The 25,882-nt window shown below is 64.2% G+C and carries 25 protein-coding genes and 2 pseudogenes; 8 read left to right on the top strand and 19 right to left on the bottom strand.

Annotated elements, in window-relative coordinates:
* Window positions 1-109: 109 nt before the first annotated feature.
* A complete protein-coding gene (locus ACQ4WM_RS01585) occupies window positions 110-1,210 on the bottom strand; it encodes an alkene reductase (RefSeq protein ID WP_436546183.1) in 1,101 nt (366 codons plus the stop codon).
* Window positions 1,211-1,717: 507 nt separating this feature from the next.
* Window positions 1,718-2,110: pseudogene (locus tag ACQ4WM_RS01580) on the bottom strand (SDR family NAD(P)-dependent oxidoreductase); the annotation flags it as partial.
* Between the two features lie 100 nt (window positions 2,111-2,210).
* On the opposite strand from ACQ4WM_RS01580, the gene ACQ4WM_RS01575 reads away from it, so the two are divergent.
* Window positions 2,211-3,092 (top strand): LysR family transcriptional regulator, encoded by an 882-nt coding sequence (locus tag ACQ4WM_RS01575; RefSeq protein WP_436546182.1) that lies wholly within the window; start codon window positions 2,211-2,213, stop codon window positions 3,090-3,092.
* Window positions 3,093-3,098: 6 nt separating this feature from the next.
* Here ACQ4WM_RS01575 and ACQ4WM_RS01570 read toward each other — a convergent pair whose 3' ends face one another.
* Window positions 3,099-3,887: a LysR family transcriptional regulator gene (locus ACQ4WM_RS01570; RefSeq protein ID WP_436544965.1), complete on the bottom strand. Its 789-nt coding sequence runs from the start codon at window positions 3,885-3,887 to the stop codon at window positions 3,099-3,101.
* Between the two features lie 18 nt (window positions 3,888-3,905).
* On the opposite strand from ACQ4WM_RS01570, the pseudogene ACQ4WM_RS01565 reads away from it, so the two are divergent.
* Window positions 3,906-4,634: pseudogene (locus tag ACQ4WM_RS01565) on the top strand (NADP-dependent oxidoreductase); the annotation flags it as partial.
* Window positions 4,635-4,730: 96 nt separating this feature from the next.
* The gene (locus tag ACQ4WM_RS01560) at window positions 4,731-5,282 is read left to right on the top strand and encodes a flavodoxin family protein (protein WP_436544964.1); all 552 of its coding nucleotides are present in this window, start codon (window positions 4,731-4,733) and stop codon (window positions 5,280-5,282) included.
* A gap of 1 nt (window position 5,283) precedes the next feature.
* Here ACQ4WM_RS01560 and ACQ4WM_RS01555 read toward each other — a convergent pair whose 3' ends face one another.
* The 11 genes from ACQ4WM_RS01555 to ACQ4WM_RS01505 all read right to left on the bottom strand — a co-directional run bounded on the left by ACQ4WM_RS01555 (window position 5,284) and on the right by ACQ4WM_RS01505 (window position 14,885).
* The gene (locus tag ACQ4WM_RS01555) at window positions 5,284-6,669 is read right to left on the bottom strand and encodes a Dyp-type peroxidase (protein WP_436544963.1); all 1,386 of its coding nucleotides are present in this window, start codon (window positions 6,667-6,669) and stop codon (window positions 5,284-5,286) included.
* Window positions 6,669-7,085 carry a hypothetical protein gene (locus ACQ4WM_RS01550; protein WP_436544962.1) on the bottom strand — a complete coding sequence of 139 codons (417 nt, stop codon included), beginning with the start codon at window positions 7,083-7,085 and terminating at the stop codon, window positions 6,669-6,671. The genes ACQ4WM_RS01555 and ACQ4WM_RS01550 overlap by 1 nt, the downstream gene beginning before the upstream one ends.
* Window positions 7,027-7,368 carry a hypothetical protein gene (locus ACQ4WM_RS01545; protein ID WP_436544961.1) on the bottom strand — a complete coding sequence of 114 codons (342 nt, stop codon included), beginning with the start codon at window positions 7,366-7,368 and terminating at the stop codon, window positions 7,027-7,029. Before ACQ4WM_RS01545 ends, ACQ4WM_RS01550 begins: the two co-directional genes overlap by 59 nt.
* Before the next feature lie 10 nt (window positions 7,369-7,378).
* Window positions 7,379-8,473 carry a catalase family protein gene (locus ACQ4WM_RS01540; RefSeq protein ID WP_436544960.1) on the bottom strand — a complete coding sequence of 365 codons (1,095 nt, stop codon included), beginning with the start codon at window positions 8,471-8,473 and terminating at the stop codon, window positions 7,379-7,381.
* Between the two features lie 140 nt (window positions 8,474-8,613).
* The gene (locus ACQ4WM_RS01535) at window positions 8,614-9,072 is read right to left on the bottom strand and encodes a nuclear transport factor 2 family protein (protein WP_436544959.1); all 459 of its coding nucleotides are present in this window, start codon (window positions 9,070-9,072) and stop codon (window positions 8,614-8,616) included.
* Window positions 9,069-9,848 (bottom strand): SDR family NAD(P)-dependent oxidoreductase, encoded by a 780-nt coding sequence (locus tag ACQ4WM_RS01530; RefSeq protein ID WP_436544958.1) that lies wholly within the window; start codon window positions 9,846-9,848, stop codon window positions 9,069-9,071. Before ACQ4WM_RS01530 ends, ACQ4WM_RS01535 begins: the two co-directional genes overlap by 4 nt.
* Window positions 9,836-10,369 carry a DUF3833 domain-containing protein gene (locus tag ACQ4WM_RS01525; RefSeq protein WP_436544957.1) on the bottom strand — a complete coding sequence of 178 codons (534 nt, stop codon included), beginning with the start codon at window positions 10,367-10,369 and terminating at the stop codon, window positions 9,836-9,838. Before ACQ4WM_RS01525 ends, ACQ4WM_RS01530 begins: the two co-directional genes overlap by 13 nt.
* On the bottom strand, window positions 10,366-11,664 hold the full coding sequence (locus ACQ4WM_RS01520; protein WP_436544956.1) for an MFS transporter: 1,299 nt from the start codon (window positions 11,662-11,664) through the stop codon (window positions 10,366-10,368). The genes ACQ4WM_RS01525 and ACQ4WM_RS01520 overlap by 4 nt, the downstream gene beginning before the upstream one ends.
* Window positions 11,633-12,838, bottom strand: a complete 1,206-nt coding sequence (locus tag ACQ4WM_RS01515; RefSeq protein ID WP_436544955.1) for a class I SAM-dependent methyltransferase — start codon at window positions 12,836-12,838, stop codon at window positions 11,633-11,635. The genes ACQ4WM_RS01520 and ACQ4WM_RS01515 overlap by 32 nt, the downstream gene beginning before the upstream one ends.
* Entirely contained in the window at window positions 12,835-13,608 is a 774-nt protein-coding gene (locus tag ACQ4WM_RS01510) for a DUF1365 domain-containing protein (protein WP_436544954.1), read from the bottom strand. Before ACQ4WM_RS01510 ends, ACQ4WM_RS01515 begins: the two co-directional genes overlap by 4 nt.
* A complete protein-coding gene (locus ACQ4WM_RS01505) occupies window positions 13,605-14,885 on the bottom strand; it encodes an NAD(P)/FAD-dependent oxidoreductase (RefSeq protein WP_436544953.1) in 1,281 nt (426 codons plus the stop codon). The genes ACQ4WM_RS01510 and ACQ4WM_RS01505 overlap by 4 nt, the downstream gene beginning before the upstream one ends.
* Before the next feature lie 97 nt (window positions 14,886-14,982).
* Between ACQ4WM_RS01505 and ACQ4WM_RS01500 the strand changes: the two genes are divergently transcribed.
* The 4 genes from ACQ4WM_RS01500 to ACQ4WM_RS01485 all read left to right on the top strand — a co-directional run bounded on the left by ACQ4WM_RS01500 (window position 14,983) and on the right by ACQ4WM_RS01485 (window position 21,332).
* The gene (locus ACQ4WM_RS01500) at window positions 14,983-15,588 is read left to right on the top strand and encodes a TetR/AcrR family transcriptional regulator (RefSeq protein ID WP_436544952.1); all 606 of its coding nucleotides are present in this window, start codon (window positions 14,983-14,985) and stop codon (window positions 15,586-15,588) included.
* A 215-nt stretch (window positions 15,589-15,803) separates the two neighbouring features.
* Window positions 15,804-17,675 (top strand): AI-2E family transporter, encoded by a 1,872-nt coding sequence (locus ACQ4WM_RS01495; RefSeq protein WP_436544951.1) that lies wholly within the window; start codon window positions 15,804-15,806, stop codon window positions 17,673-17,675.
* Window positions 17,676-17,687: 12 nt separating this feature from the next.
* Complete coding sequence (gene yddG, locus ACQ4WM_RS01490) at window positions 17,688-18,599, top strand: aromatic amino acid DMT transporter YddG (protein WP_436544950.1); 912 nt, start codon at window positions 17,688-17,690, stop codon at window positions 18,597-18,599.
* Between the two features lie 141 nt (window positions 18,600-18,740).
* A complete protein-coding gene (locus ACQ4WM_RS01485; RefSeq protein ID WP_436544949.1) occupies window positions 18,741-21,332 on the top strand; it encodes a bifunctional aconitate hydratase 2/2-methylisocitrate dehydratase in 2,592 nt (863 codons plus the stop codon).
* Window positions 21,333-21,389: 57 nt separating this feature from the next.
* Here the strand turns inward: ACQ4WM_RS01485 and ACQ4WM_RS01480 are convergent, their stop codons facing one another.
* Window positions 21,390-21,530, bottom strand: coding sequence for a hypothetical protein (locus ACQ4WM_RS01480; RefSeq protein WP_436546223.1), 141 nt, complete (start codon window positions 21,528-21,530; stop codon window positions 21,390-21,392).
* Here ACQ4WM_RS01480 and ACQ4WM_RS01475 point away from each other — a divergent pair.
* The gene (locus ACQ4WM_RS01475; protein ID WP_436546181.1) at window positions 21,505-21,777 is read left to right on the top strand and encodes a hypothetical protein; all 273 of its coding nucleotides are present in this window, start codon (window positions 21,505-21,507) and stop codon (window positions 21,775-21,777) included. The two genes, ACQ4WM_RS01480 and ACQ4WM_RS01475, sit on opposite strands and share 26 nt — an antisense overlap.
* Before the next feature lie 55 nt (window positions 21,778-21,832).
* Here the strand turns inward: ACQ4WM_RS01475 and ACQ4WM_RS01470 are convergent, their stop codons facing one another.
* The 4 genes from ACQ4WM_RS01470 to sodC all read right to left on the bottom strand — a co-directional run bounded on the left by ACQ4WM_RS01470 (window position 21,833) and on the right by sodC (window position 25,695).
* The gene (locus ACQ4WM_RS01470) at window positions 21,833-23,173 is read right to left on the bottom strand and encodes a serine hydrolase domain-containing protein (protein WP_436544948.1); all 1,341 of its coding nucleotides are present in this window, start codon (window positions 23,171-23,173) and stop codon (window positions 21,833-21,835) included.
* A 95-nt stretch (window positions 23,174-23,268) separates the two neighbouring features.
* Complete coding sequence (locus ACQ4WM_RS01465; RefSeq protein ID WP_436544947.1) at window positions 23,269-24,459, bottom strand: YbfB/YjiJ family MFS transporter; 1,191 nt, start codon at window positions 24,457-24,459, stop codon at window positions 23,269-23,271.
* A 105-nt stretch (window positions 24,460-24,564) separates the two neighbouring features.
* Window positions 24,565-25,095: an ankyrin repeat domain-containing protein gene (locus ACQ4WM_RS01460; RefSeq protein WP_436544946.1), complete on the bottom strand. Its 531-nt coding sequence runs from the start codon at window positions 25,093-25,095 to the stop codon at window positions 24,565-24,567.
* An 87-nt stretch (window positions 25,096-25,182) separates the two neighbouring features.
* Window positions 25,183-25,695, bottom strand: coding sequence for a superoxide dismutase [Cu-Zn] SodC (gene sodC / locus ACQ4WM_RS01455; RefSeq protein WP_436544945.1), 513 nt, complete (start codon window positions 25,693-25,695; stop codon window positions 25,183-25,185).
* Window positions 25,696-25,882: the final 187 nt, after the last annotated feature.

Genomic DNA, 25,882 nt, shown 5'->3' with positions numbered 1-25,882 from the left:
ATACTGACCCAATAATCCTTGTTCATATGGTATGCGGCAATGATGCCATCGCCAGCGCATCGGTTGCCACACGAAGTCCCTGCTGCGGCGGCCTGGAAATGCGCGGCGCTTAATTTGCGGCGTGAACCTTGCCGTCTGCGGTGCCAGAATTTTCCTGCAGCGTCGGATAATCGGTATACCCCACCTCCGTGCCGCCGTAATAGGTTTCGTGCCGTGGCGAGTTCATCGGTGCGTCAGCCTGCAGGCGGGCGATGAAGTCGGGGTTGGCCAGTACCAGCTGGCCTATCGCTTCCACGTCGGCCAGGCCGCTGGCCACGTCAAAGCCTATTTGTTCGCGCGCTCGTCCCGGGCGGTTCAGCACCAGGGTGCCGTGCCAGGCGGCGCGCAGCTGGCGCAGCAAATCTTCGTCGCCCTGGTCCATCAGGTGCAGATAGGCCAGGCCCAGCTTGTCGAGTTCCGCCACCAGATAGCGGTACAGGTCGGGACCTTGCTTGCCTTCGGCGATACCGCCGGCCGTGCTGCCTGGCGAGAGGCGGATGGCGGTGCGGTCCGCACCGATTTCATCGGCCACCGCCGCCACCACTTCCAGCGCGAAGCGGACGCGGTTGGCGATCTCGCCGCCATACTGGTCGCCGCGGGTGTTGGCATTGGGTGCGAAGAACTGGTGCACCAGGTAGCCATTGGCGCCGTGGATCTCGACGCCGTCGGCGCCGGCTTCGATGGCGCGCCGCGCGGCCAGGCGGAAGTCAGCCACGGTGGCTGGGACTTCTTGCGTGCTCAGGGCGCGCGGCGTCGGGATGTCCTGCATGCCGCTGGCGGTAAACATCGGCACGCCGGGGGCGACGGCCGATGGTGCGACCGGGGCTCGGTGGTGCGGCGTATTGTCGGGATGCGACATGCGCCCAGCGTGCATCAGCTGGATGAACAGGCGGCTGCCCCGGGCGTGCACGGCGTCGGCCACGTTCTTCCAGCCGGCGACATGGGCGTCGGTATAGATGCCAGGCGTGACCAGGTAACCCTGGCCGTCTTCGGATGGCTGGGTGCCTTCGCTGATCACCAGGCCGACGCTGGCGCGCTGGCCATAGTAGAGCGCTGCCAGTTCGCCTGGCGTGCCGTCGTATCGGGCGCGCGAGCGCGTCATCGGAGCCATGGCCACACGGTTGGGCAGTTCGTGGCGGCCGATGCGGACGGAGTCGAATAAGGTGGTCATGGGATGCTCTTTCCTGGTTGGGTTGGTAGTGATGGCGCGGGCGATCAGGGTGTCCGATGCTTGCATGAAGCTGTCGATGTGGGCGGGTGTCAGGGCAGGCGAGGGCAGGATGGACTGGCCCTTGTTGTTGAACATGGCGCCACTGTGCACATCGAGGCCAGGACTGAGCAGCAGTGGCACGATGCGGCGCGCGTAGGTTTCGGCGCTTGGCGACAGCACGCCGATCAGGAACTCCGCCAGGCGCGATTTCCACGAACCCTGGCCCAGGAAGTTATCGCGGATATTCGTCTTGATCAGGCCGGGATTGAGGCCGAAGCTGGCGAGTTGCGGGTAGTGACGTGCCGTGTCGAGCACCAGCATTTCATTGCCGGCCACCGTGTTCATGTGCACCTGCATGGCCTTGTACGAACGCTGCGCATTGAGATCGTCCAGGTTGCCGGCGGCGCCGGTGCCGGGGTATCCCATCATGAAGATGCGCGGACGCGTGGCGCGCTTGCCGCCGCGCTGCGCCATGGCCGGCGCCAGGGTGGCCAGCATCAGCCGGCGGTTCAGGAAACTGACCGCCATGTCGCGCTCCAGCCCTTCAGCCGTTTGCTGGCGCTGCGGCGCTGCGAAAATTCCGGTGGTGAAAATCAGCAAGTCCAGTGCGTGCGCCGGCAGCAGCGCGGCAACGCGCCGCGCTTCGCTCATCAGGCCCAGATCGGCCTGGATAAAGCTGATGCCGGCCACGTCGGCGTCGCGAAAAGTCTGGCCGACCACGGTGACCTTGGCGCCCTGGGCGGCCAGTTGCCTGCCCAGGGCCCGGCCGATGCCGCCGGTGCCGCCGACTATCACTACCTGCTTTCCTGCCGCCGAGGTCGGTTGGGCCGGTACCCACGACAGTTGTGTATTTCGCTTCATTTTGCTTATCTCGTGTTGTTCGATTGCGCTATCATGCACTGCTTATCCAGCAGGATAAATACGCATATTTGCAATACACTGATCCAAAAATGGAGCAATGATGGCGTTCTTGAATGACATGGCACTGTTCGTCGAGGTGGTCAAGGCCAAGGGTTTTCGCGGTGCTGCCGAAGCGCTGCACATGCCCAATTCCACCATTTCACGCAGGATCAGCCTGCTGGAAAAGGCCATCGGGCTGCGGCTCTTGCATCGCACCACGCGCAAGGTCGAGCTGACCGAGGCGGGGCAGATTTATTTCGAGCGCTGCAAGCGCATCGTCGACGAGGCCAGGCTGGCGCATGAGCAGTTGGGCGACATGCTGGCCCAGCCCAGCGGCACCTTGCGCGCCTCGCTGCCAGTCGATTTCGCGGTAACCTACATGGCGCCGCTGATCGCCGAATTTGCGCAGATGTACCCGGGCATTGCGTTCGATTTCGATCTGACGCCGCGCCAGATCAACCTGGTGAGCGAACCGTTCGATGTGGCGATACGCATAGGTGCGCTGGACGATTCACAGTTGGTGGCACGCCACCTGGCATCGCTGGCACCGTTCCTGTACGCCTCGCCCACGTATCTGGAGCGCGAAGGCGAGCCTGTCTTGCCTGCGGACCTGGTGCGCCACCAGTGCTTCAACATGAGCAAGAATGGCCAGTGGATATTGCACAACAGCGCGGAGGTAGCGCAGGTGACGGTGGGTTGCCGCTACACGCTCAACAGCATGGGCATGCTGCGGCGCCTGGCGACCCTCGACCAGGGCATTATCCTCACGCCGCCGGCCATCGTCGCCGACGACCTGGCGGCGGGCCGGCTGCGCCAGGTACTGCCGGGATGGCATGGCAAGCCGGTGCCGGTGTACGCCGTCACCGAAACGCGCCTGCTGCCGGCCAAAACGCAGCGCTTCATCGAATTTATCAAGCAGCGCCTGGAGGGCGAGCCGGGCTAGCGGTTTCTAGCGCAGCGGCGCCTGGAACGCGCCAGCGGGATACTGCTCGCACATGAAGTCGACAAACGCGCGCACTTTCGGGCTTTGCAGCCGGCGCGAGGTGTGCAGCACCCACAGTTCGACTTCCTCGTCTGCTTCGCCCCACGACACCAGCGTACCGGCATCGAGCAGCGCGCCGATGATCGATCGCGGCAGCAGCGCCGCCCCCGCGCCGGCGGCAATTGCTTCGCGCGCCATCAGCAGCGACGACGCGCGTAGCACCGGCCGTGGCACAACCGTAAAGTTTCCCCTGTCTACCGGCCACATGTCGCCGTCGCGGTAGCTGGGCATTACAACCGCCGGCACCAGGGCCTGCGTGTTGCCCTCGGTCGTTGGTTTGAGGACTGATGGCGCGGCCGCCAGCACCATCCTGTCCCGCGCAAAACACCGGCCGACCAGCGCACTGTTGGGCGGGTTGATGCGGATCGAGACATCGAAATGCTCGTCGACCAGATCGACGACACGGCCTTCCGCCACGACGTCGAGCTCCACTGCCGGATAACGCGCCAGGAAGCGCGCGGCAATCGCGCCCAGCGCCACCTGCGAAAACAGCAGCGTTGCGGCGAGCCGCAGCCGGCCGCGCGGCGTCGCCAGGCCGTCGCGCGCTGCCGCCACCGCTTCGGCCACCTCGTGCATCGGGCCTTGCGTGCGCCGCAGCAGCAACTGGCCCGCTTCGGTCAGCTCCAGGCGCCGCGCGCCGCGCTCGATCAGGCGCAGTCCGATGGCCTCTTCAAGCTCGGCGACACGGCGCGACAAGGTATGTCTCCATTTTAGGAACTGGCCGGCGTGGTGGAGGCGGTGGGCGAGGGTGTGACCCGTTTGCGCCAGGGTGACCGGGTGCTAGGGCCGCTCGGTGGCCTGGGCGCATATGCCGAACTGGTCGCCGTCAATCAAGCCAACCTGGCCCTGGTGCCCGATGCGCTGGACTTCGTGCAGGCGGCGGCCTTGCCGCTGGCATCAGGCGCCGCCTGGAGCAGCCTGCACTTTGCCGGCCCGCTTCACGCCGGCCAGCGCATATTAATCCATGGAGCGGCCGGCGGCCTGGGCGGCTTTGCGGTGCAATATGCGCGCCAGGCCGGCGCCGTGGTGTTTGCCACCGCGCGCAGCAGCCACCTGGACTACCTGCGCAGCCTGGGTGCCGATCATGTCATCGCCTGCGACCAGGAGCGCTTCGAGGACGTCGCCAGCAATATCGACCTGGTGCTGGACTACGCCGGTGGCGACGCCGTGCAGCGCTCGTGGCCGGTGCTGGCCGCCGGCGGCGCCATCGTCAGCGCCGCTGCGCCCGATATCGCCGCAAACACCCCGGCCGGGCAGCGCGGCCTGTGGTTCGTCAACGCCCTCGATACGGCACGCCTGCAAGCGATCGCCGAGGAGGTGGCACAGGGCCGCTTGCAATCGAAGGTCGTTGCGGTAGTGCGCTTTGAGGAGTTGCCGGCGGCGATCGAACGCCATCGTACCGAGTCGAAGCTTGGCAAGACGGTGGTGACGTTGCTTGACTGAGGCGACAGGCTGGGCCGACACTTACCTTTTGGTACGTACTTTCAAGCTGGCCCTGCCTCATTTACACTGAAGATTCTTCCTTACAACGAGAATCTCATGACAAAAACCGTGGTTGTTTATCATTCCGGCTATGGCCATACCAAGCGCGTTGCAGAATACGTCAGCGAAGGCGCGGCAGGCGAACTGCTGGCCATCGATGCCGAAGGCAATCTGCCCGAGGGTGGCTGGGAAAAACTCCAGGCGGCCGACGCTATCATTTTCGGCACGCCGACCTACATGGGCAGCCCGAGCTGGCAGTTCAAGAAATTTGCCGAAGCCAGCTCAAAGGCCTGGCTTGCACGCGCCTGGCAGGACAAGGTGTTTGGCGGCTTCAGCAACAGCGCCAGCTTCAATGGCGACAAGGCCGTCTCCCTGATTGCCCTGCAGACCCTGGCTTCGCAGCATGGCGGCATCTGGGTCAGCCTGGGCCAGTTGCCATCGAACAGCAAGGCCGCGCAACGCACCGACCTGAACAACCTGGGCGGCTCGGTTGGTCTCCTGGTGCAGTCGCCATCGGACGCCAGCGTCGAAGAAATCCCACAGGGCGACCTCGATACGGCCAAGGCCTATGGCCAGCGCGTGGCGCAAGTGGCGGCGCGGCTTGGCTGAATCATGACTGCGCTGGCGCAGACCATGCGGCAGCACCTATCCACCGCAACGCCCCCAGCGACGGCATGAACAGATACTCCCCACCGCGCAACTGGTTGAAGGTGCCCACGCCATCGACGCGTTTGCGCACCGGTACTTGCGGCATGGTGAAGGTGCCCGGCCGCTCCTGCAGGCCCACCACCGGATCGCGTTCTTCCGCCAGGTCGATGAAGTTGCCGCGGTTGATCCATTCCTGCTGGAAAAATTCGATGGTGTCGTAGGCGCGCGCGCTGATAAAGATAAAAAAGATGCCGCGCTCGCCCTTGTCGTCGCTTGCCGTCAGTTCACGCCGCCATTTCGGGCCGAAGGTGGACGAGCGGCGGATAATGCGGTGGATATTGACGTCGGTCATGATGGTCAGCTGGCTGTCGCGTGGGTTCAATCGGCGCATATGGGCAGCGTGCGGGCACATCAGGCCACGCGCATCGTTTGAAAAATCGAAGCCGTTGTTGCGCGCCGGATCTGCTCCCAGCGCCGGATCGTCGCGCTCGGGCGCCAGCGGCAATGGGGCGCCGCTGCGCCAGCGGCCCACCATCTTGGCGCCGAGGAGTTCTTCGGCGGCCTCGTCCTGCGCATGGCTGCGGATGAAATCGTTGAAGGCGCCGACCTTGCTCTCATATTTGCGCAGCACGACGAAGGAACCATTGCGGCCCAGTTCTGGTGGCTCGGGCATCGCCACCGGTTTGCCCGTTTCGCTGTTTTCGCCGAGGATGAATTCGCCGGCAGCGATCGGACGTTCCTGGCCGGGCAGGGGAGCCACACCGCTGCCGGCAACGAAGGGCTGCGAAATCGAGTCGCGAAAGCCGAACGGATTTTTCGCGTCGGCATCGGCACCAAACGCGTGCTTGCCCACCAGTGTCACGCCTTTGGCGCGTTCCAGCTCGCCCATCGCCTGCGCCAGCGCCACGGCCAGCGCCGCTTCGTCGCGGGCGTAAATGGTCAGCGCAACATGGCAGGTGCCGGGCTGGAAAGCCTCGTCCCAGTGCTCTGGCGCGTTGCTGCCCACGTCGCGCAAATGCTCGGCGCGGCCGGCCATGCCTTGCTGGAAGGGCAGTGGAAAACTGGCCAGCGAGCTGTCGGGCACGCCCAGCGCCTTGAGACCTTCGAAACTGAGCGCCACGCCCATCCAGGCGTCGCGGTCGTCGGTCCAGCCGGCGGCCGACGGCACATGCGCGGCCATGCGCAGCAGCAAGTCGCGGCCGCCCTCGGCATCATCGATATGCAGCATGGCGTGGATGCCCACGTACGGTTCCGGGCGCGAGCGCAATATCAATGCCTGGATATCGTCCAGCGCCAGCGTCACATGTTCGCGCGTGAAGCGCGCTTTCAGGTCGGTCAGAAAGGCCATCAGTAATCGACTCCTTCCGGTTGCGCCAGGGACTGGCTCAGGGTGTCGAGCGCCTTGCGGGTGGCCTCGTCCTGCGGCGGGTGGGCGGCCATCTGGTCGAGAAAAATGGTCAGCGCCTTGTCCATGCGCTGGAAGCGGCGCGTATCGACCACGGTCACTTGCGGATTGGCGACAAACCAGCCGGCCGCGTCGATCTGGTGGCCGGCGATAAAGTCTTTTACGGCTGGACTGTCGATGCCGGGCCAGCCTTCGATATTCGCAAACAGCAGGTCCATCAGTTCGGGGATCTTGGTGGCGAAATCGTTGATATAGCTGTCCCAGTCGCCGTCATAGGTGGTGGCAAACAGGATGCGCGTGTCATCGTCGAAAAAAAACGAAGCGCATGTCGTGCATGGTGGACACGCGCTGCGCGCCATCCATATTGCCATTGGTCAGATCGAAAATGCGGCGCAGGCGTTCGGCACCGCCCGGCTTCAGGGGCGCAATCGCCGTCAGTTCCGACACGTTGCCGGACTGCTTGCCGACCCTGCCGGCCAAGTTGGCCGTGCCTTTCAGGTCGGGATTATGCTTGCGCACCATTGCCTCCAGGGCGATCTTCGCCAGGTGGGGCGCGTCGTGGGCGACGGCGTCGACCTGGCGGCGGATTTTTTCCAGCATGGTTTCATCGGCCAGGCGCGGGTCTGGACTGTGGTCGGTCATGGTGTGTCCTTTAATCGGGGATATCTGCAGCTTGCGCAGGTTCGACGCGCGGCTGCGCGTTCATGGCGTGGCGGAAAGTGGTCGAGCGCTCATAGGCGCTGCGGCGGATGCGCATGATGCCGCCCAGCGGCCGGTGCGCCGCCACGCCGTTCCACGGATTGAACGACAGCACGTCGTCGCCATACACCTGGCGTGCCGGGTTGGCCGTGGCCTGCGGCGCGAAGCGCAGGGTGGCAATCGGCTGATGCGGCGACAGTGCCTCGGGCCAGGCGATGGCCGCGTCTTCCACCGGCATCTGTTCCAGGTCCGTGCACAGCTGCGCGCACAAGGTGTACTCGGCGCCGTGTTCGGCAAAATGCGTACTGACGACATCGCGCAGGCTCGCATACTGTACATCGTCGATTGCCCGGCCGGCCAGGCTGGCCACGCTGTCCGAGGCCGGGTGCAGCGACAGCTTGGCGATGTAGTTGCCGAAGCGCAGAGCCGCCTGGGTATGGTAGGTTTCACCGAGTGGATGATGGTTGTCGCGCGCCAGGCCATCGAGCGTCGCGCCGGGCGTGCCGCCCAGGCTTTCCAGCAAGTGCCTGGCGCCATGGGCGGTGCCGGCCAGCAGGCGCTGGAAGGTGTCGGGCGCGTGCGAATTCGCTTCAAGCAGGGCCAGCATGCGCTTGTATTTGGCGATGGTGCCAAAGGCGAGGGCGGGAAAATTCACCATCAGGAAATCCTGATTGTGCCCCTCGATGTCGGGCGACAGGCGTTCGCCGTCCACGGCCATCAGTTTGAGCGCAAAACCGCGCGCGGCCGGGATCTTGTCGGAATGGATGTCGCTGGGCGCGGATGACAGGCGCGCGACCACCTGATAGACGCGCGGCTCGGCGAAGACGCCCTGGCGCAATTCGGCAGGCAGGCCGGCATGGATGGTCAGTTCGCCTTTGAGCAGGCCGTTCGACTTGGCGTGCGCATCGCGGATCGCATGGCGGTGGCGCTCGAACGCGCAGCGCGACGAGGCGGCCATGGTCTCGACGATTTCGGTGGTCAGGAGGGCTTCATCGGCGGCGACGACTTCGACCTCAGGGGTATAGGGCAGGTAGGAAAGGGGATTCAAATAGTCCTCGATAGGGAGAAATGTTAACAATAAAAGAACGCGTGTGCTTTTTTATGTTTAACAAAATACCATTTATCGATTTGTATCCCCGCACGATTGCCCTGATACATAGCCGGATGCCGGCGCTGCTGCTGCAGATTTTATGTTCCAGGGCCTTTGGCGGGCATGGCGGTATCGCCCGGCAGCACGACCCGAAAGCGCCTGCGCAGCCAGCGGATCGGCGCGCCCACCAGCGGCAGTTTCTGCAGCAGCTCCTCGGCCGCGTCCCAGTAGTCGCGGTGCAGCACCACCAGGCCAGCCTGGTTGAAGCGCAGGTGGCTGCCGCCGCACACTTCGTAGGATGTGCCGCCCAGCCTGAACACGAAGCGCCAGGTAACGAAGGCCTGATCGCCCTGCACGATGCACTCGCCGATAATGAAGCGCGGCTCTTGCGTGGTAACGAACATATGGCTGAAGATCGCTTCGATCGCCGCCACGCCGTGCACATCGTTGAACGGGTCGCGAAACTGCGCGTCGGGCGCATAAAACTGGCCGGCCTGCTTGATGCTGTCGGGTGTCAGCGTGGCATACCATGCCAGCAGCGGTTCGGGATCGCTCATTTTGGTACCAGCAAGCGGCTGATAAGGGCAAAGCGCAGGCGGTACGGCAGGGTGCCAAGCAGCTTGACCCAGATCGTGAAGCGTTTCGGGAAATGGATTTCAAACTTGCCACTGGCCAGGCCGCTGCGGATCGCCTTCGCGGCCGCCTGTGGCGTTTGCAGGGCCGGCATGGCAAACGCATTCTTGTCCGTCAGCGGCGTTTGCACGAAGCCCGGATTGATCAGGTAGACGTCCAGGCCGCGCTGCTGCAGATCCGCATACAGCACTTCGGCCAGGTTGATCAGGGCCGCCTTGGTCGGGCCGTACACGCTGGCGTTGGGCAGGCCGACATAGCCGGCCACGCTGGCGACGATGGCCACGCCGCCGCTGCCGCGCGCCAGCATGTCGGGCAGCACCGTGGCCAGGCCGGTGTAAACGCTGCCCAGGTTGACCGCCAGGGTGTGCGCTGCGCCCTCGGCAGTGACGTCCCAGCTGCGTTCGGGGCGATACGCTGCGGCGCAGAAAACGACCAGGTCGATGCCGCCGGTTTTGGCGCAGATGTCGCGGTAGCGCTCGCCCCAGGCCGTCTCCTCGAGGATGTCGAACGGCGCGACTATGGCCTGCGCATGGCCGGCGGCTACTTCGTGCAGCTGTTGCGCGCGCCGCGCCGACAGCGCCACCGTGGCGCCGGCCTGCAGCAGTTCCTGCGCCAGCGCGGCGCCGATGCCGCTGGAAGCGCCGACCAGCCAGACGCGCCGTCCGGCCCACGATGTGATCGGCTGGTTCAGGGGCCGCATGCGCGCCTCCGGAACATCAGCGTGACCTGGCCCAGCTCGATGCCGAGCTTGCCCATGCTGGCGCGGTTGATCATGGTGCAGTCGTCGATCAGGAACATCCAGTCGTCGAAGCGCATTTCATAGGTGGTGCCGTCGACCGGCAGCAGCAGCGTATATTGCCAGCGCAGCGCATTGCCCGCCACTTCGCCCACCGCCTCGCCCTTGACGTCGTCCGCGCGACCGCGCCACATGCCATCCTGGCCACGCGCCAGGCGCCACACGCGGCGCGATGTGCTGCCGTCGTCATAGCGGAATTGTTCATCGAGCACGAGCGTGCCATCGCCCGGCGTGCCGGTAATGACCACGTGGAAGCGCTTGACGACGTCGCCGCCACGGCGCTGGAACATGCCCCAGGCGTCGGTGGTGCCGCTGAAGTAGGCGGCCAGGTCCAGCGCCGGCTGCTGCGCCTTGTATTGCTGGACGTCGGGGCCGGCGCAGCCGGCGATCAAGGCCAGCAGCAGGCCGGCCAACAGGTTTTTCATGGTGAGCTCCGGTAAGGCAGTACGGGGGAAGTGGCAGGCAGGCCGCGCCACAGGGTGGCCATGGCCAGCAGTTTCAGGGCGCAAGGCAGCGCTGCATACACCAGCGCCAGCGCCGCGCCACCGGGCATGCCGGGGCGGTAGCCCAGCACGGCCAGCAAGGGCAAGGCCAGGCCGGACAGGGCCAGCGCCAGCTTGCCGGCCAGCGTCAGCACACCGTAGTAGGCGCCGGCAGGTTCGTCGGCCGGGATGATCCCGGCCAGCAGCACCGGCGGCATCGCCAGGTCGGCGCCGAGCGCCGCGCCGGCGGCCAGGCAGACTGCGAAGTAAGGCAGCACATCGCCCGGGCCCAGCAGTGCGGCGCCGGCAAAGCTGGCAATCGCCAGAATCATGCCCAGGCGCCAGCAGGCCAGCACGCCGATGCGCCGCGCCAGCGCACTCCATAGCGGCAGGCCGCAGGCGGCAGCGACAAAATAGCAGCCCAGGAAAGCGCCGGCCAGCGGCGCCGACTGCAACTGGTCGTTGATGAAAAACAGCGCCAGCGTGGCCGGCAGCGATACCGAACAGGCATTGAGGAAATACGGCGCCAGCAGTCGGCGGAAGCCGCGGTTGGCGGCCACCCGCCGCAGAGCAGTGCGCCAGTGCTGCGCCGGCAGCGGCGTCATCTGCCACGGCGGCGCCAATATCAGCAGGGCCAGCAGGGCCAGCAGCAACAGCGCCGCGAACGCCATGCTGTACAGTCCCATGCCGCTGGCGATGTCTGCGGCCGGTCCGCTCATCACGGCGGCCGGAATCACGCTGGCCAGTATCATGCCCGCCAGCCCCGCGCCCTCGCGCCAGGCCGCCGCCGGCAACAGGGCGGCGCCAGCCGGCAGGCGCGCTCCCCAGGCGAGGTAGGCGATATTGAGCATGCTGTGGGCGCCGTAGGCCAGCGCCAGCATCGCTGCCAGCCACCAGCTTGCCGCCAGGGCCGACGCAGGCGGTTGCCACAGGCCGGCAAAGGCCAGCGCCAGCAGCAGGCCGGACAGCGCCAGCCAGCGCACCATGCCGCCACGCAGGCGATCGATGACGTGTCCCAGCAGCGGGTCCTGCAGCGTGTCGAACAGGCGCGCAGCGAACAGGATCCAGCCGAGCTGCGCCAGGCCGACCCCGCGCACGGTGCTGTAATAGGACGCCACCTGCACATACACGGGCAGTGCGGCCATGGCCAGCGGCATGCCGAGCAGGCCATAGGCGGCCAGCCGCCATGGCTGCTGCATGTCCGCGTCAGGCTTCTTCAAGCAGGAACTGGACGACATCGGTTCTTCCCTCGTCGAATGCCGCCTCGCAATAGGCGAAGTACATCTGCCAGATGCGCATGAAGTGCTGGTCGAAGCCCTGCTCGGTGATCTCCTGCTGCGCGGCGCGGCAGCCTGCATCCCAGCGGCGCAGCGTTTCCGCATAGTCGCGGCCGAACGCATGGCGCTGCAGCGGGCGCAGGCCGCCGAGGCCAGCCTGGCGCTCGAAGCGCTCGATGCTCGGCAGCATGCCACCGGGGAAAATATACTGCTGGATAAAGTCGGTACTGCTGCGATAGCGGGCGAAGTACTGCTCGCCGATGGTGATGGTTTGCACCAGCGCCTGGCCGCCCGGCTTCAGGCGCGCTGCCACGGTGCTGAAATACTGCGGCCAGTACTGCTCGCCGACCGCTTCGAACATCTCGATCGAGACGACGGCGTCATACTCGCCATCGAGGTCGCGGTAGTCGCACAGTTCCAGCCTGGCGAGGTCCTGCAGCCCCAGTTGCTCGACGCGGTGCCGGGCGATCTCGAGCTGCGACGGCGAGATCGTCACGCCATGCACGGCGATGCCCTGTCGCGCTGCCTGTTCGGCAAAACCGCCCCAGCCGCAGCCGATCTCGAGCACGCGCTGGCCCGGCTTCAACTGCAGCGTATCGATAATGCGCTGGTATTTGCGCTGCTGCGCCGTATGCAGCGACAGGCTGTAGTCGCCATCGAACAGCGCGCTCGAATAAGTCCAGCTGGGATCGAGCCACAGACGATAGAAATCGTTGCCGATGTCGTAGTGGGCATGGATGTTGCGCTCGCTGCCCTTGCGGGTATTGGGCCGCAGCCAGTGCCGCAGGCGGTACCAGCAGCGTGCCAGCGCGCCGCCGAACAGCATCTTGTTCAGCGCTGCTTCGTTGGCGAGCGCCAGGCGCAGCAGCGCCGTCAGGTCCGGAGTGTCGACCATGCCGGCCGCGTAGGCTTCGGCAAAGCCGATGTCGCCGGCGCGCAGGATGCGCTGGCAGGCGCGCCAGTCATGCAACTGCAGGGTAGCGCCCGAGGCTGCATGAGCGTCGCCAAACACCATGCGAGTGCCGCAAGGCGTAGTCAGTTCCAGATGCCCATGGCGAATGTTTTCCAGCAGCGCGATGAAGATACGGGCGCCGGCGGGCGCCGACAAGGGGGTGGTCGACAAAGTGCGAGTCATTGCTCATGCTCCTGGTGCATGGTGATGGGATGGATGGGGGCCGGCGGCTTGCTGTAAAAAGGTACCTGCCTGAGCCACAGTTTCAGGGCTTGCCAGTGGATGCGCAGCACGATGCCGATGCCCAGCAGCGGATAGCGCAGCAGTGCACCAAGCACGCTGCGATCGCTCAGCGGCACGGGACGTCCGCTGAGCGAAGTTTTGAGCAGCAAGCCCTGCTGGTCGTGATAATCGAGTCCGGTGCAATGGCTGGCGCCGCCAAGCCGGAAGCGGAAGCGGTAGTCGCCCTCTACCCGGCAGAACGGCGATACATGCAACTGCTTGACGCAGGTGGCGCGCTCCTGACCGGCCTCGCCGCTCATGCGCAGCAGGTAGCTGTGCGATTCGCCAAACGTGTTGTTGACCTCTGCCAGCACGGCGCGCAGCCTGCCACCGGCGTCATGGCAATGCCAGAAGCTGACGGGATTGAATATATAACCGGCCACGCGCGGGAAGGTCTGCAGCCAGATCTCGCCATCGGCGTCGATCTCATGCTCGCGCAGCAAGGCGCGCATCCACAGCTCCAGGCTGGAGCCGTCGCGCGGACCGTAGTCGCGGCGGCGGATCGACAGCGGCCGCCAGCGATCCACGCCGAACCAGCGCGAGCTGCATAGGTCGAGACGGGCCAGGTTGACGCGCACGTAAAACACCGGGTAGACGAAGCGGTGTATCACCGGGCGCAGCCGCACATGCACGACCTGGCCGTGCACCAGCTGGGCGAATTGCCGGTTCATGCCAGCGTCGCCCATGCCGGCGCCGCATCGAACGCCGTGGCCACGCGTAACGCCGATTTCAGTCCGTCCTCGTGGAAGCCGTAGCCGGTCCAGGCGCCTGCGTACCACAGGCCGCCGTTGCCCTGGATCTGCGCCAACTGCTGTTGCGAGCGGATCGTCGACTGGTCCATGATGGGGTGGGCATAGTCGAACTTGTCCAGCACCGTGCCGGCGGCAGGCAGCACGTGCGGATTGAGCGTCACCATCACCGGCGTGTCAAACGGCAGCGCCTGCAGCTGGTTGAGCCAGTAGCTCACGCAGACCGGGCGCTGGCCGGCCGAAGCGGCGCCCGCCAGATAGTTCCAGGCCGACCATACCTTGCGCCGGCGCGGCATCAGCCTGGTGTCCGTGTGCAGCCAGGCGGCATTCGGCTGGTAGCGCACGCCGCCCAGGATGGCGCGCTCGGTTTCACTGGCGTCCGCCAGCATGGCCAGCGTGGTCGGTGCGTGCGTGGCCAGCACTGCGGCGTCAAAGGTTTCCGTGCCGGCCGCGCTGGTAATGAGCACCGCGCCGCCCTCGCGCCGCACCGAGCGCACTGCGCTGTTGAGCCGGCAGTCGGGCAGGGTGGCGGCGATTTTTTCAACATACTGGCGCGCGCCGCCGGCCACCGTGCGCCATTGCGGCCGGTCACTCACTTGCAGCAAGCGGTGATTGAGGCAGAAACGCAAAAAGGTGGCGGCCGGAAAACGCAGGATGTCATTCGGCGAACTGGACCAGATAGCGGCAGCCATCGGCAGCAGATAGGCGTCGCGAAACTGCTTGCCGTAGCGCTCGCGCTGCAGTAATTGGCCCAGCGTCAGTCCGGTCGCGCCGGCCAGATCAAGAAAACGCTGTGCATGGCGGTTAAAATGCAGGATGTCGCGCAGCATGCCCAGGAACGATGGCGAGACGGCGTTGCCGCGCTGGGCGAAGACGGTATCGAGATTGGTGCCTGCCCATTCCAGCGCGCCATCATCCATCGACACGCCAAACGACATGTCGCTGGCGATGCTGGCCACGCCCAGTTCGCCGAACAGCGCCACCAGGTTGGGATAGGTATGGTCGTTATAGACCAGGAAGCCGGTGTCGACGCCGTGGGTGCGGCCGTCCAGCGTCACATCGACGGTATGGGTGTGGCCACCCAGGTAATCGCTCGCCTCGAAGAGCACCACGTCATGCTGGTGCCGGAGGAAATAAGCGCTGGCCAGGCCGGAGATGCCGGAGCCAATGACGGCGATACGTTTGCGTGTGAGAGTCATAAGATTTTCTTTGGTATCATGGCCGGAGCTCTACCGGCGTGATAATATTACTACCGACCAACAACAAAAGCTACTGATTAGTAGCGGAAATTTACCAATGAGTATTCTTCCCAGACTAAGCTTCAAGAATCAGGCCTTCAAATTGCGTGAAAGCGCAATCCTCGATGCGGCCACGGCCGTGCTTAGCCAGAAGGGTTACGACCTGATGACCATGGACGATGTCGCTGGAGCGGTCGGCATTTCCAAGCCCAGCCTCTACAAGCACTTCAAATCCAAGGAGGAGCTGGTGGGCGAGGCACTGATACGCCTGCTCGACGGTGCGCTTGAGTATGTGGCGGCGCTCGATCCATCGCACGGCCCGGTGCAGAAACTGTCGTCCCTGCTGGAATGGGCGTTGCGGGTGCGCCTCGACGGCGGCTTGCCGTTCCTGCCGTCGACCAGTCCGCACGTGCGCGAGATGTTGATACGCAATGTGAAGTACATGCTGCGCATCATGAAGCTGAACCGGCAACTGGAAGCGATGGTGAAGCAGGCGCAGCAAGAAGGACTGCTGAGCCGCGAGCTGCCGACCGATGTCATCTTGTACAGCTACTATGCGCGCACCTGCGATCCGGCCGTCGAATACCTGCAGAAGTACAGCAAGATGGCGAGCGACGATATCGTGCGCCACATGCTGAAGGTCACGTTTGAAGGTTTCGAATAATGCGGCCATGCCAGCACGAGTTGCCCTGACGCAGCGCGTCAGTGTTGCTATTTTTCCCTGTCTTCATGAAGCAGGCACTGCAAGTGCCTTGCCGGCCATGTTTGGCTACCGTCAAGGCGGCAGGCCTGCTACCATGCGTGCGTCGCCTGTTACCTGACTGGCGCCCGGGGCCGTGCCCTGCTGTTTTGCGCGCGGGCATAGATTGGAATAAGAACATGGCATTGAAAAACTCCGTGCTGTCGCGGCCGGCGATGAGTTCGGCCGTCACTATCACGTGCGCGCTGGGCCTGTTGTATTTTGGCCGGCCGGTGCTCGAACCGCTGGTGCTGGCATTGATCCTGAGCCTGGTGATCGCGCCGCTGATACGCGTTTTCCATCGCTGGGGCCTGGGTTTGCTGGCCTCGACCGTGGTGTCGCTGCTGCTGGTGGGGGCTTCGGTGGCGGCGGTAGGCGCCGTGCTGACGCTGCAACTGGTGTCGGTCACCAAAGAGCTGCCGCACTACCGCTCTGCAATCCACACCAAGATCGAACGCATACAGGAACTGACCGAACGCCCGTTTGCCCGCCTGGCCGCCGAACTGAACGCGGTGTCGCCGCTTGCCAAGAACGGTGCCCATGCGCCAGCAGCAGGCTTGCCGCGCAATGCCATGCAGCCTATACCGGTGGAAATCCGTACGCCCGTGCCGGCCGCGCGCGACACGGTGGCGCGCTTCATTTCCGTGATCTCCGGCCCGGTCGGCGAAGCGGGCCTGGTGTTTGTATTGTTGGTGTTCATTTTGATCGAGCACGAGTCGCTGCGCGAGCGTGCCGTGCGCCTGGCCGGGCAGGGCGATGTGAGCCGCACCATGCGCACGCTGGTGCACGCAGCTGAAGGCGTATCGCGGTTTTTCTTTTCACAGCTGGTCGTCAATATCATCTTTGCGCTGACGGTGTCGCTGGGACTGTGGCTGTTGCAGGTGCCGCATGCGCTGCTGTGGGGTTCGCTCAGCGGCCTGCTGCGCTTTGTTCCCTACGTGGGCGCGCTGGTGGCCGGTGCGGCCATCACCCTGTTTGTCGCAGCGATCGATCCGGGCTGGACGCTGGCGCTGTCGTGCATGGCGCTGTTCGCGGTGCTGGAAATCGTCGTCGCCAATATCGTCGAACCGAAGGTATATGGACACAGTTCGGGTCTCTCGCCGCTGGCCGTGATTGTGTCGGCACTGTTCTGGGGCACCATGTGGGGTCCGGCCGGGCTGCTGATTTCAACCCCGCTGACGCTGTGCCTGGTGGTGGCGGGCCGCCATCTGCGCGCGCTCGAGGCGATTACCATCCTGTTTGCCGATACGCCCAGCGTGAACGATGCCGAGCGTTTCTATCACCGGGCGCTGGCCGGCAGTTCCACCGCCATCATCGAGCATGCGCATGCCTACCTGCGCCGCAACAGCTTTGCCCGCTATTGCGATCACGTATTGTTGCCGGGCCTGGACATGGCACTGAAAGACCGCGCGCTGGGCCTGATCGACCAGTCGCAGCAAGACAGCATCCGCAACACCATCATCGCGTTGGCAGATACGCTGGCGCAGGACGCTAACGGCAGCCGCTACGGCTCATGGCGCCGGCGCAAGGTGTCGCTGGCCGAAGCCAATATCGGCGCCCACCTTCGCCACGCGCGCGAGGCGCGCCTGGGCGCCTACCAGGGCTCGCTCGACGTGCCGCTGCACTCGGTGATCCTGTGCGCAAGCGCTGCCAACGATCGCGACGAGTTTCGCACCGAGCTGCTGGTGCTGGCGCTGCGCGAAGTGTGTAGCGATGTGCGCAGCGTCGTGCTTGGCCAGCCGCAGCCGGAACCGGTATCGGACAAGGGCGGCCTGGTCGGCACCGCCTTCCTGATGTATCCGGACGAAACCGCGCTCGATGAATGGCGCACCCTGGCCGCCGAGCTGCGCGAGCACCTGCCCGACGCCACCATGGTGACCATACGCCATCGCAGCGATGTGTCGCTGGCGCACCAGGCTGCGGTGGAGCAATCGGTCGATATCGTGCTGCGCTCGTTCGAGGAAGGGCTGGCCTTCGTGAAGCCGGAAAAAACCGTGGCAGCGAAGCGCTGACCGGGGGGCAGCATGAAAAACACCAGGCGGGCGACCCTGACCGGGCTGGTCGCCATCGTGCTGTGGAGCTCGCTGGTCGGCTTGATGCGCAGCGTCAGCGAACTGCTGGGGCCGACCGGCGGCGCTGCCATGCTCTACAGCGTGGCGTCGGTGTTCCTGCTGTTGACGGTTGGCTGGGTCCGGCTGGCCGACTTTCCTCGCCGCTACCTGGTGTGGGGCAGCGTGCTGTTTGTCAGCTATGAGCTGTGCCTGGCGCTGTCGATCGGCTATGCCCACACGGCCCGCCAGGCCATCGAAGTGAGCATGGTTAATTATTTGTGGCCCAGCTTAACCATCGTCGCTGCCATCGTGTTCAACCGGCAAAAAACCAGTCTTCTGATCGTGCCCGGCTTTTTGCTGTCGCTGGCCGGCATAGGCCTGGTGCTGGGCGGAGGGCAGGGTGTTTCTGCGGCCGGCATGCTCGCTAACGTACGCAGCAATCCGTTCAGCTATGGCCTGGCGTTTGCCGGCGCGCTGATCTGGGCCGCGTATTGCACCCTCACGGCGCGCGCTGCGAAGGGCAAGAATGGCGTGACCCTGTTCTTTATCCTCACATCGGCCTGCTTGTGGATACAGTACCTGGCCGGTGGTGGCGGCCAGCTGGCATTCAGTGGCGAGGCGATCGCCTGCCTGGTGCTCGCTGCCGCAGCGATGGGCCTGGGCTACGGCGCCTGGAATGTGGGCATTTTGCACGGCAACGTCACTGTGCTGGCAGGCGCCTCGTATTTTATTCCGGTACTGTCGGCTGCCTTCTCGACCCTGCTGCTGCGCACGCCGCTCTCCACTGCTTTCTGGCAAGGTGCTGCGATGGTGTGCGGCGGCGCCATCCTGTGCTGGTGGGCAACGTGGACCAGGCGCGCCGAAGCGGCAACGGGCGAGGCTTAGCCAAAGTGTGGCGCAATAGCCATCACCAACTTTGCTCTCCTATTATATGTCTTATATAAGACTGATTGAGGTATAATCCCGGTCGAGACAGGTGGCCACGCGGCCGCCGCCCCTGCAACCAACCCTGACCGAGAGTATTCCATGCTAACTGCTTATCGCAATCACGTCGCCGAACGCGCCGCCCTTGGCATTCCTCCGTTGCCGCTGTCGGCAGCACAGACCACGGACCTGATCGAACTGCTGTTGAACCCGCCAGCCGGTGAAGAGCAGTTCCTGGTCGACCTGCTCACCCACCGCGTGCCGGCTGGCGTCGATGATGCGGCCAAGGTCAAATGTGCTTTCCTGGCCAGCGTTGCCAAGGGCACGGAGACGTCGCCGCTGGTGTCGCGCGAACTGGCAACCCGTTTGCTCGGTACCATGCTGGGCGGCTTCAATATCAAGCCGATGATCGACCTGCTCGACGACCCGGTAGTGGGCGCGGTAGCGGCCGAAGGCCTGAAAAAAACCCTGCTGATGTTCGACTATTTCCACGACGTCAAGGAACTGGCCGACAAGGGCAGTGCGCGCGCCACCGAAGTGGTGCAATCGTGGGCCGACGCCGAGTGGTTCACCTCGCGTCCGGAAGTGCCGCAAAGCCTGACCATCACCGTCTTCAAGGTCACCGGCGAAACCAACACCGATGACCTGTCGCCGGCGCCAGACGCCACCACGCGCCCGGACATTCCGCTGCACGCGCTGGCCATGCTGAAAAACCCGCGTCCCGGCATCAACCCGGAAGAGCCGGGCAAGATCGGCCCCCTGAAACAGCTGGAAGCACTGAAAGCCAAGGGCCACCTGGTCGCCTACGTCGGCGACGTGGTCGGTACCGGTTCCTCGCGCAAATCGGCCACCAACTCGGTGCTGTGGTTTACCGGTGAAGACATTCCTTTTATTCCGAACAAGCGTTTCGGCGGCGTCTGCCTGGGCACCAAGATTGCCCCGATCTTCTACAACACCATGGAAGACGCTGGCGCACTGCCGATCGAACTCGATGTCACGCAAATGGACATGGGCGATGTGGTCGAACTGCGTCCATACGAAGGCAAGGCACTGAAAAACGGCCAGGTAATCGCCGAATTCACGGTCAAGTCCGACGTGCTGTTCGACGAAGTGCGCGCCGGCGGCCGAATTCCCCTGATCATCGGCCGTGGCCTGACCTCCAAGGCGCGTGAATCGCTGGGCCTGGGGCCATCGTCATTGTTCCGCCTGCCGCAAAACCCGGTCGACAGCGGCCGTGGCTATTCGCTGGCGCAAAAAATGGTCGGCCGTGCCTGCGGCCTGCCGGAAGGCACCGGCGTGCGTCCGGGCACCTATTGCGAACCGAAGATGACCACCGTCGGCTCGCAGGACACCACCGGCCCGATGACCCGCGACGAACTGAAAGACCTGGCCTGCCTGGGCTTCTCGGCCGACCTAGTCATGCAGTCGTTCTGCCATACCGCTGCCTACCCGAAAGTGGTGGACGTCAAGATGCACCGCGAACTGCCAACCTTTATTGAAAACCGTGGCGGCGTGGCCCTGCGTCCGGGCGACGGCGTGATCCACTCGTGGCTGAACCGCCTCTTGATGCCGGACACCGTCGGCACCGGTGGCGACTCGCACACCCGTTTCCCGATCGGCATCTCGTTCCCGGCCGGTTCCGGCCTGGTGGCGTTTGCCGCCGCCACCGGCGTGATGCCGCTCGATATGCCTGAATCGGTACTGGTGCGCTTCAAGGGCACCATGCAGCCTGGCGTGACCTTGCGCGACCTGGTCAATGCGATTCCGCTGTACGCGATTCGCCAGGGCATGCTGACGGTCGATAAAAAGGGCAAGAAGAACATCTTCTCCGGCCGCATCTTGGAAATCGAAGGGCTGCCGGACCTGAAGGTCGAGCAAGCGTTCGAGCTGTCCGACGCCTCGGCCGAACGCTCGGCCGCCGGCTGCACCGTGCACCTGGACAAAGCGCCTATCATCGAGTACATGACCTCGAACATCACGCTGATGAAGTGGATGATCGCCAACGGCTACCTCGACCAGCGCACCCTGCAGCGCCGCATCAAGGCAATGGAAGCCTGGCTGGCCGACCCGCAGCTGCTGGCGCCGGACGCCGATGCCGAGTACGCCGCCGTGATCGAGATCGACCTTGCCGATATCCACGAGCCTATCGTGGCCTGCCCGAACGACCCGGACGATGTGAAAACCCTGGCCGAAGTGGCCGGTGCGAAGATCGATGACGTGTTTGTCGGCTCCTGCATGACCAATATCGGCCACTTCCGCGCGGCCTCGAAGGTGTTGGAAAACAAGACCGACATTCCGGTACGCCTGTGGATCGCGCCACCGACCAAGATGGACCAGCAGGTACTGACCAGCGAAGGCCATTACGGCACCCTGGGCCGCACCGGTGCGCGCATGGAAATGCCGGGCTGTTCGCTGTGCATGGGCAACCAGGCACAGATCCGCAAGGGCGCCACGGTGATGTCGACCTCGACCCGCAACTTCCCGAACCGCCTCGGCATCGAGACCAATGTCTACCTGGGCTCGGCCGAACTGGCCGCCGTGTGCTCCTTGCTGGGCCGCATTCCAACCAAAGAGGAATACATGTCGCATATCGGCGTGATTGCCGAGAATGCAGACGACATCTACCGCTACATGAACTTCGACAAGATCGAAGAATTCCGTTCGGTGGCAGATACGGTGCAGGTTCCGGCGTAACACTGCCGGCCTGAACTGACCCGGCAAGCTGGCAACGGCTTGCCGGGTTTTTTTCGTTCAGTGCGTAGCAGGATCAGGCTGCTTGCCGGCCGCTTTCTTCCTGAATTCAACAAGGCAGACGCGCAATGACAGCAGCAAGGCAGCGGCGGCGCATCCTGCGGCGAGCCAGAGATTGGCGGACAGGCCCAGTTTGTCCACGGCCTGCCCACCGGCCTCACCGGACTCGCAGCGCCAATGCGTGGAGTCGATGCAAACGATTATCCGGAATCTGATTGAGCAGGGCATCGTGGCCGATGCCAGCCCACAGGCAATGGCGTCGCTGATCTACGGCAGTCTGGCAGAAGCGGCGTTCTGGATCGCGGACGGTGACGACGGCAAGTTGCGATTGAACGAGGGCATCGCTGCGTTGGATTTGCTGCTGCGCGGGCTGTTGCTCAAGAGGTAGTCGCAAAATGTTGCGTGCTCATCGCGCATGGCCGTGCCCAATTCCACGCTCAACCTCAGTCCGTCAGGCGAACATTGTCATCTGCCACACCTGACTGGTGGACAACCACCTTGCACACTGCACCATCTGCATCGCGCATGAAGGCCATGTGCACCAATGTGTTCCTGATAAAAAATCCGGTGCTGGAATGCGCAAGCACGGGCGTGATCTCGCCGCCGCTGCGCTGCATCAGCAACTGGCCGGCCTCGCGCCAGAAAGTGCGTTGCTCCGTGGCATTGATGGAGTACACGCCGGCGTAGGCGTCGAGGGCGGCGGTGTCGAGCTGGATTTCTTCGAAATCGGCGAAGGGCTCGCCGAGCGCCATCGCGCCGATTTTATGGGCGATATATTCGGGGTCAACGATCCCATCGTCGGCATTGCAGAGGACTGCGACGAACAAATTTTCTTGCGGCAGGCGCAGCGCGAATGTCATGAAGCCGTTGATGCCGCCACCGTGGGCGAGCATAAGCCGCTGCTGCAAGCTGCCGATTTCCCAGCCATAACCGTAGTCGCACGCGCTGCCGTCGGCCATCCGCCAAGGCGTAAAGGCCTTGCTCCAGCTCGCTGCATTGATAAGTTTGCCACAGGCGATGGCCTGCTCCCAGCGCGCCAGGTCGTCCACGTTCGACACCAGGGCGCCGGCCGCGTAGGCCTGGCTCGTGCTCATTGGGTCGCCTGGAGCGATGCGGCCATCGCGCAGGGTATGTCCGGCGGCCATTTGATGCGCACTGCGTTCATGACCCTCATGGCAAGTGTCGTGCATGCCCAGTGGTACGAAGATGCGCTGTTCAACAAAGCTCGCATAAGATAATCCCGAGACCTTCTCGATGATCGCCCCCAGCAGGTAGTAGCCGGAATTGCTGTAGCTGAAGGCGGTGCCCGGCGCAAATTCCAGCGGCTCGTCCTTGAAGCGGTCGATCATCTCGGTCACCGTCACATTGCTGGTGATGTTGGCGTCAAAATCGTCCTTGCCAGTAAAGCAGGCAATGCCCGAACTGTGGGTCAACAGGTGTTCAATGGTGATCTGCCTGCCCAAGGCAGGGTAGTCGGGCAGGTGGCGCGTGATCTCGTCGGAGACGTTCAGCTTGCCTTCCTCGGCCAGCATCAGAATGGACACGGCCGTAAATTGCTTGCTGATCGAGCCCAGGCGAAACGTGGTTTCCGGCGTCGCCGGCTGGTGCTCCGCCACGCTGGCCATGCCATACGCGTGACGAAAGACGGTCTTGCCATCCAGCGTGACGATGACTGCGGCGCCTGGCCCTTCGGGGTGGTAAAACGGTGCGACCATGGCATCGATCGATGCGGTAAAAGCGCCTTCCACATCAATCCGTGCGGTGGTGCACGATAGCTTGGACATCGTCATTCCTTCTGGGGCTACGGGAGTGCGTATATTAAGGCTATGTCACCGAAAATAGGGGGGGGACGCTGTTGGGACTGCCTGCATTAAGTATGCTATACCAGCGTTTTTTGCCGCATCGCCAGCGCCGCGCCGATCAACAGCAGCACGCTTGAAGCGACCAGGCCCCGCTCCAGTCCCGCCGGGCCATCGGCGATCCAGCCGACCAGTATCGGGCCAGCGATCTGGCCGAAAGCGAACACGGCGGTGAAGGCGCTGATGCCGGCCGGCCACGAGTCGGGCGGCAGGTTGTGCCGTACCAGCGCGGTGGTGGAGGCCACCACCGACAGAAATACGGCGCCGAACAGCAGGCCGGAGAGGAAGATCAACGGCGTGGCGCTGGTCAGTGCCGGTATCAGGGTGGCCAGGCCCAGCAGCGCATTGAGGATGGCCAGCGACTGGCCGCCCTTGTTGCGGTCCAGCATGCGGGCCCAGATGCGCGAGGAGGCCACCACTGCCAGGCCCAGCAAGGTGTAGAACACGGTGATCAGTTGCGGCGACATGCCTTGCTGCCTGAGCAGGGCGACGACAAACGTCATATAGCCGATATAGCCGGCGCCGAACATGAAGTAGGCGGCCATGCCAAAGGCAAATTCCTTGCTGGAAAAGCGCTGCGCCTGGCCCTGCATCAGGCGCGGCTCGCCGATGCTTTTTGCCGGCAGGGCCATCAGGGCAGTGGCCAGCAGGCAGGCGATGCCCAGCGCCAGCCAGGCCGCTTGCCAGCCATGCGGCGCGCCATGTTGCCGGGCCGACCATAGCGCGGCCGGCACCAGCAAGGCAGAGAGCGCGATGCCCACACCCGTGCCACCGTAGTACACGCCGATAATAAAGCCGGCCCGTTCGCCTTGCAGCGAGCCGAGCCGCGCGGCCAGCACGCCGCCGGCGATAAACACAAAGGCGCTGGCCGCGCCGGCGCACACCTGCTGCAGAAACAGGGCGGTGGTGTCGCTCACAACACCGGACAGCAGCATGAAGATGCTGGCCAGCACGCTGCCGGCGATCAGCAAGCGCCAGGTGCCCATGCGGCGCAGCAGGGCGGGCGTGACCAGGGCGCCGAGGAAATACCCCAGCGCATTGCAGGTGTTCATGGCGCCGGCCAGCAGGTAGGACCAGCCCAGGTCGTCGCGCATGGGCGGCAACAGCAGGCCATAGGAAAAACGCGACAGGCCCAGTGCCACCGCGGCGCCCAACGACAGGGCCAGCGCGACGGCTGGCGGATGCGCGATGGTGGGAGAGGGTGTGCTCATGCCACCCAGTGTAGCGAATCAGCGCGCGTGGCTGCGTGCTTTGGTTTGACGGCACCGAAGCTCAGCGGCCTGCGCCGTCAAACTGACACAATCTCGCCACACTGCCTAGGCGCTCTGGCCCAGTGCGCTCAAGTGGGCCAGCGTGTCGGCCGCGTTCATGGTACTGGCCAGCGAGACGGCCGTCATGCCACGGCTGTCGACGGCATCGATGCGGGCGCCGTGCTTCAGCAGCAACTCAAGAATGGCCAGCCGGTTGAACATGGCGGCCATCATCAGCGGCGTCTTGCCGTCCGGGCTGGCGCCTTCGACACTGGCGCCGTGTTGCAGCAGCAATTCGGCGATCTCCAGATAGCCTTTGTAGGCCACGCCGGCCAGCGGCGTCTGGCCCTGGTCGTTCGGCACATTGGCGTCGGCGCCCGCTTCAAGCAACAGACGTGACGTTTCCAGGTGGCCATGGTAGGTGGCCAGCATGATCAGGCTGTCGCCTTTTTCATTGCGGAAGTTGACCGGCACGCCCTTTGCGACCAGCGCGCCCAGTTGCGCCGTATCGCCTTCGCGCACCAGGGCGAACAGGCCGCGGATGAATGCCAGCGTTTCCGCATCCATCGCGGGTTTGGTTGGTGTGTCGGTATTCATGTTTTCTTTCAGCAAAGTTCAATGCGCGCAGTGTGCGATGGGGGCGACAGCAGCGCAGGGCAGTTGCCTGCGCTGCTGTCATGCCACTTATTTCACCACGCCGCACGCCATGCGCGCGCCGCCGCCACCGAGTTTTTCAGGGTGGTCGCTGTGGTTGTCACCGCCCGCGTGCACCATCAGCGCGTGACCCTTGAAGTCGGCGGCTTTCAGGCGCGGCGCCAGCACCGGATAGGTGGCCGTACCATCGGCTGCAACATAGATGGCAGGCAAGTCGCCCTGATGGCCGGAATCGTCATAAGGGCCCTTGTGCGCAGCGGTCTTGGCCGGGTCCCAGTGGCCGCCTGCGGCGCCGGCCGGGGTCGGCTTGCCGTCCGTCATGCTTGAATCGCACGATGGCTTTTCGTGCAAATGGAAGCCGTGGGTGCCGGCTGGCAAGCCCTTCAGGTCTGGCGTCAGCAAGGCGCCGTATTTTGTATCGGAAATGCTGACGGTGCCGGCAGCCTGTTCCACGCCTTTGGGCCCGACGAATGATAACTCCACGGTTTGCGCGTGCGCCAGTTGCGCGCCCAGCAGCAAAGTGGCTGTGAACAAGATTTTCATGTTTTTCTCCTGAACTTGAATGGTTGACCAGATGGCAGATTCCGCCGTGATTGTCGCACTTCGTGTTGATGAGCCCCGTTCGGCAGGTAACAGAACGCTGTAAGCCTTGTCCCACGCCCATGAGCGAAGCGTACTGATGTGCGCAGGCATATTTCATCCTGATAATGCGTGCATACCGGTCGTTGCC

It is taken from the genome of Janthinobacterium longum (assembly GCF_051380735.1).
In the GTDB taxonomy this organism is placed as follows: domain Bacteria; phylum Pseudomonadota; class Gammaproteobacteria; order Burkholderiales; family Burkholderiaceae_D; genus Janthinobacterium.
This window is presented reverse-complemented; position numbering and strand designations above follow the sequence as displayed.

What these genes read in the sequence shown, in the direction of transcription:
- ACQ4WM_RS01585 (WP_436546183.1), bottom strand. Translation starts at nt 1,210, where the DNA reads ATGACCACCTTATTCGACTCCGTCCGCATCGGCCGCCACGAACTGCCC.
- ACQ4WM_RS01575 (WP_436546182.1), top strand. Translation starts at nt 2,211, where the DNA reads ATGGCGTTCTTGAATGACATGGCACTGTTCGTCGAGGTGGTCAAGGCC.
- ACQ4WM_RS01560 (WP_436544964.1), top strand. Translation starts at nt 4,731, where the DNA reads ATGACAAAAACCGTGGTTGTTTATCATTCCGGCTATGGCCATACCAAG.
- ACQ4WM_RS01555 (WP_436544963.1), bottom strand. Translation starts at nt 6,669, where the DNA reads ATGGCCTTTCTGACCGACCTGAAAGCGCGCTTCACGCGCGAACATGTG.
- ACQ4WM_RS01550 (WP_436544962.1), bottom strand. Translation starts at nt 7,085, where the DNA reads ATGGCGCGCAGCGCGTGTCCACCATGCACGACATGCGCTTCGTTTTTT.
- ACQ4WM_RS01545 (WP_436544961.1), bottom strand. Translation starts at nt 7,368, where the DNA reads ATGACCGACCACAGTCCAGACCCGCGCCTGGCCGATGAAACCATGCTG.
- ACQ4WM_RS01535 (WP_436544959.1), bottom strand. Translation starts at nt 9,072, where the DNA reads ATGAGCGATCCCGAACCGCTGCTGGCATGGTATGCCACGCTGACACCC.
- ACQ4WM_RS01530 (WP_436544958.1), bottom strand. Translation starts at nt 9,848, where the DNA reads ATGCGGCCCCTGAACCAGCCGATCACATCGTGGGCCGGACGGCGCGTC.
- ACQ4WM_RS01525 (WP_436544957.1), bottom strand. Translation starts at nt 10,369, where the DNA reads ATGAAAAACCTGTTGGCCGGCCTGCTGCTGGCCTTGATCGCCGGCTGC.
- ACQ4WM_RS01520 (WP_436544956.1), bottom strand. Translation starts at nt 11,664, where the DNA reads ATGTCGTCCAGTTCCTGCTTGAAGAAGCCTGACGCGGACATGCAGCAG.
- ACQ4WM_RS01515 (WP_436544955.1), bottom strand. Translation starts at nt 12,838, where the DNA reads ATGACTCGCACTTTGTCGACCACCCCCTTGTCGGCGCCCGCCGGCGCC.
- ACQ4WM_RS01510 (WP_436544954.1), bottom strand. Translation starts at nt 13,608, where the DNA reads ATGAACCGGCAATTCGCCCAGCTGGTGCACGGCCAGGTCGTGCATGTG.
- ACQ4WM_RS01505 (WP_436544953.1), bottom strand. Translation starts at nt 14,885, where the DNA reads ATGACTCTCACACGCAAACGTATCGCCGTCATTGGCTCCGGCATCTCC.
- ACQ4WM_RS01500 (WP_436544952.1), top strand. Translation starts at nt 14,983, where the DNA reads ATGAGTATTCTTCCCAGACTAAGCTTCAAGAATCAGGCCTTCAAATTG.
- ACQ4WM_RS01495 (WP_436544951.1), top strand. Translation starts at nt 15,804, where the DNA reads ATGGCATTGAAAAACTCCGTGCTGTCGCGGCCGGCGATGAGTTCGGCC.
- yddG (WP_436544950.1), top strand. Translation starts at nt 17,688, where the DNA reads ATGAAAAACACCAGGCGGGCGACCCTGACCGGGCTGGTCGCCATCGTG.
- ACQ4WM_RS01485 (WP_436544949.1), top strand. Translation starts at nt 18,741, where the DNA reads ATGCTAACTGCTTATCGCAATCACGTCGCCGAACGCGCCGCCCTTGGC.
- ACQ4WM_RS01470 (WP_436544948.1), bottom strand. Translation starts at nt 23,173, where the DNA reads ATGTCCAAGCTATCGTGCACCACCGCACGGATTGATGTGGAAGGCGCT.
- ACQ4WM_RS01465 (WP_436544947.1), bottom strand. Translation starts at nt 24,459, where the DNA reads ATGAGCACACCCTCTCCCACCATCGCGCATCCGCCAGCCGTCGCGCTG.
- ACQ4WM_RS01460 (WP_436544946.1), bottom strand. Translation starts at nt 25,095, where the DNA reads ATGAATACCGACACACCAACCAAACCCGCGATGGATGCGGAAACGCTG.
- sodC (WP_436544945.1), bottom strand. Translation starts at nt 25,695, where the DNA reads ATGAAAATCTTGTTCACAGCCACTTTGCTGCTGGGCGCGCAACTGGCG.